Source organism: Streptomyces viridosporus T7A (assembly GCF_008704515.1).
GTDB lineage: Bacteria > Actinomycetota > Actinomycetes > Streptomycetales > Streptomycetaceae > Streptomyces > Streptomyces viridosporus.
Map to the genome: position 1 here is coordinate 6050608 of NZ_CP023700.1, position 11490 is coordinate 6062097.

The following is an 11490-nucleotide window of genomic DNA, read 5'->3' on the forward strand; positions in this document are numbered from 1 at the left end:
GAAGAGGTACCCCCCTCGTCCCGAATGAAAGTTTTTGCACCTGTCTGACGGTTTCTGAATACTTACGGGGTGTGACTCGGGCCACGCGGATTGGGCGTAACGCTCCTGGGAAGAACGCGATGACCTAAGAGGTGACAGCCGCGGAGGAATACGGACGCCGTCGAAGGCGCTGTGCATCTCCCGGCCCCCGCCCGCACCGTCGGCCCATCCCCAAGCCGGTGGTCGGCTCCTGTCCGTCGTGGACGGGGCCGGAAGCCGTTTTCCAACGTTCCGAGAGGTTGTTCGTGTCGGCCAGCACATCCCGTACGCTCCCGCCGGAGATCGCCGAGTCCGTCTCTGTCATGGCGCTCATTGAGCGGGGAAAGGCTGAGGGGCAGATCGCCGGCGATGACGTGCGTCGGGCCTTCGAAGCCGACCAGATTCCGGCCACTCAGTGGAAGAACGTACTGCGCAGCCTCAACCAGATCCTCGAGGAAGAGGGTGTGACGCTGATGGTCAGTGCCGCAGAACCCAAGCGCACCCGCAAGAGCGTCGCAGCGAAGAGCCCTGCCAAGCGCACCGCCACCAAGACGGTCGCGGCCAAGGCGGCGACCACCCGGAAGGCCACAGCCACCGCCACGCCCGCCGCCTCCGCCGCCGACCCCGCCGCCGAGGGGGAGGCGCCCGCGAAGAAGGCGGCCGCCAAGAAGACCACCGCCAAGAAGGCGGCGGCGAAGAAGACCACGGCCAAGAAGACGGCCGCCAAGAAGACCACCGCCAAGAAGGACGACGTCGAGCTGGTCGACGACGAGGTCCTCGAGGACACCAAGGTCGCGGAGGAGCCCGAGGGCGCCGAGAGCGCCGGTTTCGTGCTCTCCGACGAGGACGAGGACGACGCCCCCGCCCAGCAGGTCGCCGCCGCCGGCGCCACCGCCGACCCGGTCAAGGACTACCTCAAGCAGATCGGCAAGGTGCCCCTGCTCAACGCCGAGCAGGAGGTCGAGCTCGCCAAGCGCATCGAGGCGGGCCTGTTCGCCGAGGACAAGCTGGCCAACTCCGACAAGCTGGCACCGAAGCTCAAGCGCGAGCTGGAGATCATCGCCGAGGACGGGCGCCGCGCCAAGAACCACCTGCTGGAGGCCAACCTCCGTCTGGTGGTCTCCCTGGCCAAGCGCTACACCGGCCGCGGCATGCTCTTCCTGGACCTCATCCAGGAGGGCAACCTCGGTCTGATCCGCGCGGTGGAGAAGTTCGACTACACCAAGGGCTACAAGTTCTCCACGTACGCCACCTGGTGGATCCGCCAGGCGATCACCCGCGCGATGGCCGACCAGGCCCGCACCATCCGCATCCCGGTGCACATGGTCGAGGTCATCAACAAGCTCGCGCGCGTGCAGCGCCAGATGCTCCAGGACCTGGGCCGCGAGCCCACCCCGGAGGAGCTGGCCAAGGAACTCGACATGACCCCGGAGAAGGTCATCGAGGTCCAGAAGTACGGCCGCGAGCCCATCTCGCTGCACACCCCGCTGGGCGAGGACGGCGACAGCGAGTTCGGTGACCTCATCGAGGACTCCGAAGCGGTCGTCCCGGCCGACGCGGTCAGCTTCACGCTTCTGCAGGAGCAGCTGCACTCCGTCCTCGACACCCTGTCCGAGCGCGAGGCGGGCGTCGTCTCCATGCGTTTCGGTCTCACCGACGGTCAGCCGAAGACCCTCGACGAGATCGGCAAGGTGTACGGCGTCACGCGCGAGCGCATCCGCCAGATCGAGTCCAAGACCATGTCGAAGCTGCGCCACCCGTCGCGTTCCCAGGTGCTGCGCGACTACCTCGACTAGTCGGTCCGGTCGTCGCGCGGCGCGGGCGTACGACGTGTCCGCACAAGGCCCGGCCCCCGTTCCCGGGGGCCGGGCCTTCGCGGTGCGCGCGGGTGCGCCCCACGGCGGGGTGGATCACTCTGGGTGTTCCACGACCACCCCAGTGTGAGGAGCGTGCATGCGTCGTCGTCTCGTCCGGGCCCTGGCCCGGCCTCTGGTTCTCGCGGCCGTCACGACCGTCATACCGATGGCCGCCGCCGCTCCGGCGGCCGCCGACAGCATCGTCGTCGGCGGCTTCCCGGTCGATGCGGTGGAAAGTCCCTGGACCGTGGCACTGTCCAGCCGTGACCGGTTCGGGGGTACGCACGCCGGTCAGTTCTGCGGAGGTGTGGCGGTCGGCCGGACCACCGTGCTCACGGCGGCCCACTGCATGGACGAGGAGGTGCTGGGAGCGCCGCCGGACCGGATACCCGACCTCAGGGTCATCACGGGGCGCGCGGACCTGCTCTCGGACCGGGGCCAGGAGATAGCGGTGCGCAAGACCTGGGTGAATCCGGCCTACGACGGTGCCACCAACTCCGGCGACTTCGCCGTGCTCACCCTGGCCGAGCCGCTTCCCTCGGGCGCGGTCATCGAGATGGCGGGGGCGGGCGACCCCGCGTACCGGGTGGGTACGCGGGCCACCGTCTACGGGTGGGGGGACACCACGGGCTCCGGCGCCTATGCGGGCAGTCTGCACGCGGCACGCGTGCGTGTGCAGCCCGACACGCTGTGTGAGAAAGCCTATCCGGGGGGTCCTGCCGGGACGTACCGCGCCGAGACGATGCTGTGCGCGGGAGAGACGGCAGGGGGCCGGGACGCCTGCCAGGGGGACAGCGGCGGGCCGCTGGTGGCCCAGGGGCGGCTGATAGGCCTGGTGTCCTGGGGAGCGGGCTGCGGCTGGGCGGGCAGCCCGGGGGTGTACACGCGGGTGTCCGCCGTCGTGCGGGCCCTCGGGTAGGCGGCGCACAGGCCGACAGGAGGGCCGCAGGGGCGTCCGACGGGTCCGAGCGGTCCCCGGAGGGCTCCGGGGCGCGAGACGGGCGGCTGCCTCCCGGGAAAGGGGGGAGCCGCCCGTCCGCCGGCCTGTGCCGGTCGGCTCGTCGTCGGACGCGAGGCGTCAGCGCTCTTCGTCGGGAGCGGTCGCCCGGGGAGCGGTCAGCCGCTCCGTCTCGTCCTGTATCTCAGCGGCGATCTTCTTGAGTTCCGGCTCGAACTTGCGGCCGTGGTGGGCGCAGAAGAGCAGTTCTCCGCCGCTCAGCAGGACGACGCGCAGGTATGCCTGGGCGCCGCAGCGGTCGCAGCGATCGGCGGCCGTCAGCGGGCTCGCGGGGGTCAGAACAGTAGTCACGTCGCCTCTTCTCTAGCTCGACGAGCTGTCGTACCAGGGTCAACATCCAACCAGCCCCAAACGTTCCCGCTCGCGGCTTCTCCTCGAAAAAATCTTCCGAGACGGCTGGCTGCTGCCGGTTGGCGGCGAATGTGCCGTAGTGCGTGTCTGATGTGTCGTACGGATTCGCGTTCTTATAGGTGGTCCGCCCTCCCGGCAGGGTTGCCGGTTGTTCATGAGGACGTGCCCGGAGCCTAAATGGTTCATGCCTCGAAGGGAACGTGATGTGTGCTTCACCCCATCGAGCGATCGAACAGGCATGCGACTCTCGACTAGGGTGGACTCGGGCGAGGGTGGCGTTACAACGGCTCTACCAGGCCTCGGTACCCTCTCACCGTTAACCGAAGTCGCGCCCTTACCCATGAGGGCCCCACCTGAAATTCAGCGAGGAGCGAACCGCGTGACCGCCGATACGTCCGTGCCGTCCACAGCTCTGCTGGCAGGAGCAGACCGGGACGGTTCCAACTACACCGCGCGGCACCTGCTCGTCCTCGAGGGGCTCGAGGCCGTGCGGAAGCGCCCCGGCATGTACATCGGATCGACCGACAGCCGGGGTCTGATGCACTGCCTCTGGGAGATCATCGACAACTCCGTGGACGAGGCCCTCGGGGGCTACTGCGACCGCATCGAGGTGGTCCTCCACGACGACGGCTCGGTGGAGGTCCGGGACAACGGCCGCGGCATCCCGGTCGACGTCGAACCCAAGACCGGCCTCTCCGGCGTCGAGGTCGTCATGACCAAGCTGCACGCGGGCGGCAAGTTCGGCGGCGGCTCGTACGCCGCCTCCGGCGGTCTGCACGGCGTCGGCGCCTCCGTCGTCAACGCCCTGTCCGCGCGGCTGGACGTCGAGGTGGACCGCGGCGGGCACACCCACGCGATCAGCTTCCGGCGCGGTGTCCCCGGAGCCTTCGCCGCCGGGGGCCCGGACGGGAAGTTCGAGGCCGGGAACGGACTGCGCAAGGTCAAGAAGATCCCGAAGAGCCGCAGCGGCACGCGTGTGCGCTACTGGGCCGACCGCCAGATCTTCCTCAAGGACGCCAAGCTCTCCCTGGAGACGCTGCACCAGCGCGCCCGCCAGACCGCGTTCCTGGTGCCCGGCCTGACCATCGTCGTCCGCGACGAGTACGGGCTCGGCGAGGGGGGCAGCAAGGGCGAGGAGTCGTTCCGCTTCGACGGTGGCATCAGTGAGTTCTGCGAGTTCCTGGCCACCGACAGGCCCGTCTGCGACACCCTCCGGTTCACCGGGCAGGGCACCTTCAAGGAGACCGTCCCCGTCCTCGACGAGCACGGCCAGATGACGCCCACCGAGGTCACCCGCGAGCTCGGTGTCGACGTCGCGCTGCGCTGGGGGACCGGCTACGACGCGACGGTCAGGTCGTTCGTCAACATCATCGCCACCCCCAAGGGCGGCACCCACGTCGCCGGCTTCGAGCAGGCCGTCGCCAAGACGATGAACGAGGTGCTGCGCGCGAAGAAGATGCTGCGCGTGGCCGAGGACGACATCGTCAAGGACGACGCCCTGGAGGGCCTCACGGCGGTGGTCACGGTCCGCCTGGCCGAGCCGCAGTTCGAGGGCCAGACCAAGGAGGTCCTCGGCACCTCGGCGGCCCGCCGCATCGTGAACACCGTCGTCTCCCGCGAACTCAAGGCCTTCCTGACCTCCACCAAGCGGGACGCCGCCCAGCAGGCGAGGGTCGTCCTGGAGAAGGCCGTCGCCGCGGCCCGGACCCGCATCGCGGCCCGTCAGCACAAGGACGCCCAGCGCCGCAAGACGGCTCTGGAGTCCTCCACGCTGCCCGCCAAGCTGGCCGACTGCCGCAGCGACAACGTCGACCGCAGCGAGCTGTTCATCGTCGAGGGCGACTCCGCGCTCGGTACGGCGAAGCTCGCCCGGAACTCGGAGTTCCAGGCGCTGCTGCCGATCCGCGGGAAGATCCTCAACGTTCAGAAGTCGTCCGTGACGGACATGCTGAAGAACGCCGAGTGCGGTGCGATCATCCAGGTCATAGGAGCGGGGTCGGGGCGGACCTTCGACATCGACGCGGCCCGCTACGGCAAGATCATCATGATGACCGACGCCGATGTGGACGGCTCCCACATCCGCACCCTGCTCCTGACGCTGTTCCACCGCTACATGCGGCCCATGGTCGAGGCGGGCCGGGTGTTCGCCGCGGTGCCGCCGCTGCACCGCATCGAGCTGGTCCAGCCCAAGAGGGGGCAGGAGAAGTACGTCTACACGTACTCGGACCGGGAGCTGCGCGACAAGCTCATGGAGTTCCAGAGCAAGGGCGTCCGGTACAAGGACTCGATCCAGCGCTACAAGGGCCTCGGCGAGATGGACGCCGACCAGCTGGCCGAGACGACCATGGACCCGCGCCACCGCACCCTGCGCCGGATCAACCTCACCGACCTGGAGGCCGCCGAGCAGGTCTTCGACCTGCTCATGGGCAACGACGTCGCCCCCCGCAAGGAGTTCATCTCCAGCTCCGCGGCGACCCTGGACCGGTCCCGCATCGACGCCTAGCGGCCGCCCGGACGCCCACGGGGGCCGGATCGCCCGAGGGGGCGCCCGCGAGGCCGGGTCACCTGATGGGGTGAAGAGGAACGGGAAGAAGAGTCGGGGATCTTCCCGTTCTGTCCATCCTTGGGCATGCAGTCGAGCGACGGCCGTACCCGCGCGGGCGGGGACGGCCATGTGAGTTTTGCCGGGCACGTCGACGACCACCCCCCGGTTCCCGGCGGGGGAGCCGGGGACATGAGGTACGACGATCCCTGGTACGACGCCCTGGCCTCGGGCTGGGGCGAGTCGGCCGACGCGGGGGCGTCGGCGGCGGTGCCGGCGACGCGGGGGGAGGACCGGGCCCCGGCCGACGTCTACCTCGAGGTCCAGCGCAGCGAGGCCTTCCGGGAGGTGCGCAGCCGGTACCGGAGGTTCGTGGTCCCGGCGGTCGCGCTCTTCTTCGCCTGGTACGTGGCGTACGTCGTGACGGCCACGGCCGCGCCGGAGTGGATGGCGCGGCCCGTGGCGGGCGCGGTGAACGCGGGCATGCTGGCGGGGCTCGCGCAGTTCCTGACCACCTTCCTGCTCACCTGGGCCTACGCACGGCACGCGCGGCTGCGCAGGGACCGGGCGGCGCTGGAACTGCGCTGGGACACCCAGGAGCTGGCGCGGGAAAGAGGTGGCGCGGCATGACGGGCGACCACCAGACGTTGGCCCTGCTGCTGTTCAGCGCGTTCGTCGCGGTCACGCTGGGCATCACGACGTGGGTGAGCCGCCACCGGCACGGCTCCGCGGAGGAGTTCTACGCCGGCGGCCGGCTCTTCTCGCCGATGGAGAATGGTTTTGCCCTCGCGGGCGACTACATGTCGGCCGCCTCCTTCCTCGGCATCTCCGGACTCATCGCGCTCGTCGGCTACGACGGGATGCTCTACTCGGTGGGCTTCCTGGTGGCCTGGCTGGTCGTCCTGTTCCTGGTCGCCGAGCTGGTGCGCAACTGCGGGCGGTTCACGCTCGCCGACGTGGTCGCGGCGCGCATGCGGGAGCGTCCGGTGCGCGTCGCGACCGGAACCTCGTCGGTCACGGTCTCCGTCCTGTACCTGGTGGCGCAGATGGTGGGCGCGGGCAGCCTCGTCGCGCTGCTGCTCGGGGGCACCGGCGAGGCGGCGCGGGCCTGGACCGTCATCGGGGTCGGCGCGCTCATGGTGATCTACGTGTCGCTGGGAGGCATGCGGGCCACCACGTGGATCCAGATCGTCAAGGCGGTCCTGCTGCTCGGCGGCACCGTCGCGCTGACCGTCCTGGTCCTGCTGCGGTTCCACGGCGACGTCAACCGGCTGCTGCTCACGGCGGCCGAGCGCAGCGGTCACGGGGAGGCGTTCCTGGCACCCGGGCTCGCCTACGGCGGGGACTGGACCGCGCGGCTGGACTTCATCAGCCTGGGACTCGCGCTGGTCCTCGGCACGGCCGGGCTGCCGCACATCCTGTCCCGCTTCTACACCGTCCCCACCGCGCGGGCGGCACGGCGCTCGGTCGTCTGGGCGATCGGGCTCATCGGCGGGTTCTACCTGATGACGATCGTGCTCGGGTTCGGCGCCGCCGCCCTCGTCGGTCCGGACGCCGTGCGCGCCTCGAGCACGTCCGGGAACACGGCGGTGCCCCTCCTGGCGCTCGACCTGGGCGGCGGGGCCGGATCCACGGGCGGAACGGTGCTTTTCGCGATCGTCGCCGCGGTCGCCTTCGCCACCATCCTCGCCGTGGTCGCCGGGGTCACGCTCGCCTCCTCGGCGTCGGTCGCCCACGACCTGTACGCCTCCCTGCGGCGGCGGCGCGGGGAACCGCGCAGCGAGGTGGCCGTGGCCCGCCTCGCCGCCGTCGGCATCGGCGTGGTCGCGATCGCCCTCGGCCTGCTGGCCCGCGACCTCAACGTCGCCTTCCTCGTGGGCCTCGCCTTCGCCGTCGCCGCGTCCGCCAACCTGCCCGTGCTGCTCTACTCCCTGTTCTGGCGCGGCTTCACCACACGGGGTGCCGTGTGGGCCGTCTACGGGGGCCTGGTGCCGGCCGTGGTGCTGGTGCTGCTGTCCCCCGTGGTGTCCGGCAGCCCCGAGGCCCTCTTCCCCGGCGTCGACTTCCAGCTCTTCCCGCTGCAGAACCCGGGCCTGGTCTCCATCCCGCTGGGCTTCCTCGCGGGCTGGATCGGCACGGCCACCTCGGCCGAGGTCCCCGACGAGGCCAGGCACGCGGAGACCGAGGTCCGCTCACTGACCGGCGCGGGAGCGGTGTAGGCCACCGGCGGGGACGGACGGCGTCGGTATTCGCAGGGAGGAGGGCACGGTTCCTTTCCCCTCCCCCACGGGCCGTGCCCTCAGGCGCGGGTCGCCCACGCGTAACGGTGCTCCGGGCGGCCCGCGTCGCCGTACTTGAGGGTCAGCGTGGCCCGTCCCGTGCGCTCCAGGAGCTTCAGATAGCGCTGGGCGGTCTGGCGGCTCACCCCGGTGCGTTCGGCGATCTCCTGGGCCGACAGCGGGCCGTCGGCGTGCAGCAGGGCCTGCCGCACCAGCTCGGCGGTGGTGGGCGAGTGCCCCTTGGGCAGTCGGGGCTCGGCCGACGCCGACAGGGTGCCGAAGATGCGGTCCACTTCCGCCTGCTCCGCCTCGCCGCCCCCGTCGAGGGTGCGGCGCAGCTCCGCGTACGCCTCCAGCTTGGCGCGCAGACCGGCGAAGGCGAACGGCTTGACCAGGTACTGCAGGGCGCCGTGGCGCATCGCCGCCTGCACGGTGGACACGTCGCGCGCGGCCGTCACCATGATCACATCGCTCGGGTGGCCGCGCCGGCGCATCTCCCGGACGACCTCGAGCCCCGTCCCGTCGGGCAGGTAGTGGTCCATGAGAACGAGGTCCGGCCGGGGCGGCGCCTCCAGAGCGGCGAGTGCCTCGGCCGCGCCGTGCGCCGTCCCGGCGACCCGGAAACCGGGCACCTTCTCGACGTAGGCGGCGTTGACCCGCGCGACCCGGACGTCGTCGTCCACGACCAGAACTTCGATCATCACGTTTCCTCCGTGGTGGACCGCGGGGCGGGGCCCCCGGTGAGAGCGGGTGCGGCGGCCGGCTCGGTCAGGGCCTCGGGCAGGACGACGGTGAACTCCGCGCCTCCGCCGGGCGCCTCCGCGACGGCCGCGCTGCCGCCCTGCCGCTCGGCGAACCTGCGCACCAGGGGGAGCCCGATGCCGCGCTCGCGGTGGGCCGGCGGTTCCTTGGTCGACCAGCCCTCGGTGAAGACCGACTCGCGGTGCTCCGGCGGAACTCCGGGCCCGGTGTCCCGCACCACGAGCACCACCGTGCGTCCCTCCGCGCGCAGTTCGATCTCCACGCGCGCGTGCGGGGTGCCCGCGACGGCGTCGAGGGCGTTGTCCACCAGGTTGCCGACGACGGTGGCGAGTCCCCGGGAGTCGACCAGCCGGTCCGGCAGCCGCGTCCGGTCCGCGACCCGCAGGGCGACCGAGCGCTCGGCCGCGACCGTCGCCTTGCCCACCAGCAGGGCGGCCAGCAGGGGGTCCCGGATCTTCTCGGTGACCTGCTCCGCCGTGGCCCGGTGCTCGCCGACGACCTCGCCGACGAACTCCACGGCGTCGTCGTACATCTCCAGTTCGAGCAGTCCCAGCAGCGTGTGCATGCGGTTGGCGTGCTCGTGGTCCTGGGCGCGCAGCGCGTCGATCAGGCCGCGGGTGGAGTCCAGTTCCCGGCCCAGCCGGTCCAGTTCGGTGCGGTCGCGCAGGGTGGCGACGGCGCCGCCGTCGTCGGTCGGCATGCGGTTGGCGACCAGGACGCGCTGCCCCCGGACGGTGAGCAGGTCGGTGCCGGTCACCCGCCCGGCCAGCACATCGGCGGTCCGCCCCGCGCCGAGCGCCCCGTCGGGGGAACGGCCCAGGGCCTGCTCGCCGATGCCCAGCAGGCGCTGCGCCTCGTCGTTCAGGAGGCGGATGCGGCCGCCGCGGTCGAGGGCGACGACGCCCTCCCGGATGCCGTGCAGCATGGCCTCGCGCTCCGCGAGCAGCGCCGAGATGTCGGAGAAGGCCAGGTCGCGGGTCTGCCGCTGCACCCGCCGGGAGATGAGCCAGGCCGCGAGCGCGCCGACGGCCAGGGCACCGCCCGCGTACGCGAAGAGTCCCGGGACGGCGTGGATCAGCCGGTCCCGGACGCTGTCGTAGGCGATGCCGACCGAGACCGCCCCGACGATCTCGCCGGCCTCGTCGCGCAGCGGTACCTTGCCGCGTGCGGAACGGCCCAGGGTGCCGTCGTCGATCTCCATGACCTCGCGGCCGGCCAGGGCCTCGCCCGGGTCGGTGGAGACCGGACCGCCGATCCGCCGGGGGTCGGTGTGCGACCAGCGCACCCCTCGCCGGTCCAGCACCACGACGTACTCGGCCCCGGTGGCCTTCCGGATCCGTTCCGCCTCCCGCTGCACCGGTCCGTCCGGCGACGGCGGGGTGCTCCGCAGGTCGTGGGCGAGCCGTGGCCTCTGGGCGGTGGTCTGCGCGATCGCGAGGGCCCGCCGCATCGCCTGGTCGTCCAACTGTTCGCCGAGCGGTGCCAGGAAGAGCCCGGTGGCGAGCACCGCGACCCCCGCGGCGATCGCCAGCTGCATCAGCAGGACCTGCGAGAACACCCGCCGGGGCAGGCCGAGGCGCAGACGGCGTGCGGGGGGAGTGGGGCTCATGCCCCCTGACGGTACGCGGGTGGGTGCGGGGCGCCGCGGGGGTGGGGTGCGGATCTCGTGCCCACCCGGCGGGGAGGACGGGCGCGTGCGCGGGACGGTCAGCTCGCCAGCGCCGTCACGGCGACCTCGCGGACCGCCACCACGTCCATCCGCGCGGGCGAGCCCAGCGCCGACCCGCAGCTCTCCGGGCGGGGCGGGAGGGACGCGCCCTGGGCGACCTCGACCAGCCACCGGCGTCCGTCCGCGTGGGCGACGGTCACCTCCCAGCGCCCGGCCGCACCGTCCGTCCGCACGACGCTCAGGGCCTGCGCGGCGTACTCGCCGACCGCACCGCGCACGGCCAGTTCGGCCGCCTGGCCGGGACGCTCCCAGGCGGAGCTCCCGCGGCACCCCTCGACCACGACCCGGCCCTCCCGCACGCCGTGCAGCACCTCCTTGACGGCATGCGCCCCGGCCCTGCCGTACGCGTAGCCGTACGGCAGGACGAGCACCGTGGGGGAGAAGCGGTGACCGCCCAGATGGGTGACCTCCCAGACGCCCTCGACGCCGGAGGCGGTGAGTTCGGCCGCCAGGGGCCGCCCGAGGAGGGCACAGCAGCGGTCACGCTTGCCGTTGGTGCAGACGAGGGCGAGGGGGTCGCCTTCGTGGGGCCGTCCGTCGAGCGCGGTGTCGAAGCCGGCGGGTTCGCCCCGGCCGAGTGCGGCGAAGTCGAGGTCGAGCAGCCGTGCGGGGTCCGTGATCGTGGCGGTGTGCAGCCAGGTGCGCCCCGGGACGGTGTGGCCCGCGTACACCCGGCGCGCGGCGGGTGTGCGGCGGTCCGCGTGACGCCCCGGACGGCGTATGAGCGCGATGCGCACCCTGGTGTCCCGCGCGGCGGCCTCCAGGGCGCGACCGAGTGCGGGATCGAGGTGGCTCGAGGTGAGCGCCTTGGCACCCCACGGGCCGGGCTGCTCCAGCAGCAGCCAGGTCCTCGCGGTGGCCGCGGTTCCCGCGACCGGCTCGTCGAGCTCGCGGGAGGTGGTTGAGCACGTACTCACACAGGTGAGCCTAACCTG

At 71.9% G+C, this 11490-nt stretch carries 9 protein-coding genes; 5 read left to right on the plus strand and 4 right to left on the minus strand.

Features of this window, described 5'->3' with window-relative positions; translation table 11 throughout:
• Nucleotides 1-284 precede the first annotated feature (284 nt).
• Together CP969_RS27945 and CP969_RS27950 are read left to right on the plus strand one after the other, a co-directional pair.
• Complete coding sequence (locus CP969_RS27945; RefSeq protein ID WP_004982552.1) at nucleotides 285-1814, plus strand: RNA polymerase sigma factor; 1530 nt, start codon at nucleotides 285-287, stop codon at nucleotides 1812-1814.
• Nucleotides 1815-1971: 157 nt separating this feature from the next.
• Complete coding sequence (locus CP969_RS27950; RefSeq protein ID WP_016824369.1) at nucleotides 1972-2793, plus strand: S1 family peptidase; 822 nt, start codon at nucleotides 1972-1974, stop codon at nucleotides 2791-2793.
• Nucleotides 2794-2952: 159 nt separating this feature from the next.
• Here CP969_RS27950 and CP969_RS27955 read toward each other — a convergent pair whose 3' ends face one another.
• Complete coding sequence (locus tag CP969_RS27955; protein WP_004982549.1) at nucleotides 2953-3183, minus strand: DUF7455 domain-containing protein; 231 nt, start codon at nucleotides 3181-3183, stop codon at nucleotides 2953-2955.
• 439 nt (nucleotides 3184-3622) lie between these two features.
• Here CP969_RS27955 and CP969_RS27960 point away from each other — a divergent pair, with 439 nt between their 5' ends.
• The 3 genes from CP969_RS27960 (at nucleotide 3623) to CP969_RS27970 (ending at nucleotide 8004) form a co-directional block, all read left to right on the plus strand.
• Nucleotides 3623-5746, plus strand: a complete 2124-nt coding sequence (locus tag CP969_RS27960; RefSeq protein WP_004982547.1) for a DNA gyrase/topoisomerase IV subunit B — start codon at nucleotides 3623-3625, stop codon at nucleotides 5744-5746.
• A 231-nt stretch (nucleotides 5747-5977) separates the two neighbouring features.
• A complete protein-coding gene (locus CP969_RS27965) occupies nucleotides 5978-6415 on the plus strand; it encodes a DUF485 domain-containing protein (protein ID WP_016824368.1) in 438 nt (145 codons plus the stop codon).
• The gene (locus tag CP969_RS27970; RefSeq protein WP_016824367.1) at nucleotides 6412-8004 is read left to right on the plus strand and encodes a solute symporter family protein; all 1593 of its coding nucleotides are present in this window, start codon (nucleotides 6412-6414) and stop codon (nucleotides 8002-8004) included. The genes CP969_RS27965 and CP969_RS27970 overlap by 4 nt, the downstream gene beginning before the upstream one ends.
• Before the next feature lie 80 nt (nucleotides 8005-8084).
• Here the strand turns inward: CP969_RS27970 and CP969_RS27975 are convergent, their stop codons facing one another.
• The 3 genes from CP969_RS27975 to CP969_RS27985 form a co-directional block, all read right to left on the minus strand.
• A complete protein-coding gene (locus tag CP969_RS27975) occupies nucleotides 8085-8765 on the minus strand; it encodes a response regulator (protein ID WP_016824366.1) in 681 nt (226 codons plus the stop codon).
• Nucleotides 8765-10435, minus strand: coding sequence for a sensor histidine kinase (locus CP969_RS27980; RefSeq protein ID WP_004982537.1), 1671 nt, complete (start codon nucleotides 10433-10435; stop codon nucleotides 8765-8767). The genes CP969_RS27975 and CP969_RS27980 overlap by 1 nt, the downstream gene beginning before the upstream one ends.
• 98 nt (nucleotides 10436-10533) lie before the next feature.
• Nucleotides 10534-11472 carry a sucrase ferredoxin gene (locus tag CP969_RS27985; protein WP_016824365.1) on the minus strand — a complete coding sequence of 313 codons (939 nt, stop codon included), beginning with the start codon at nucleotides 11470-11472 and terminating at the stop codon, nucleotides 10534-10536.
• Nucleotides 11473-11490 lie beyond the last annotated feature (18 nt).

Coding starts and splice junctions, on each gene's coding strand:
- CP969_RS27975 (WP_016824366.1), bottom strand. CDS start 8,765: ATGATCGAAGTTCTGGTCGTGGACGACGACGTCCGGGTCGCGCGGGTC.
- CP969_RS27965 (WP_016824368.1), top strand. CDS start 5,978: ATGAGGTACGACGATCCCTGGTACGACGCCCTGGCCTCGGGCTGGGGC.
- CP969_RS27970 (WP_016824367.1), top strand. CDS start 6,412: ATGACGGGCGACCACCAGACGTTGGCCCTGCTGCTGTTCAGCGCGTTC.
- CP969_RS27950 (WP_016824369.1), top strand. CDS start 1,972: ATGCGTCGTCGTCTCGTCCGGGCCCTGGCCCGGCCTCTGGTTCTCGCG.
- CP969_RS27980 (WP_004982537.1), bottom strand. CDS start 10,435: ATGAGCCCCACTCCCCCCGCACGCCGTCTGCGCCTCGGCCTGCCCCGG.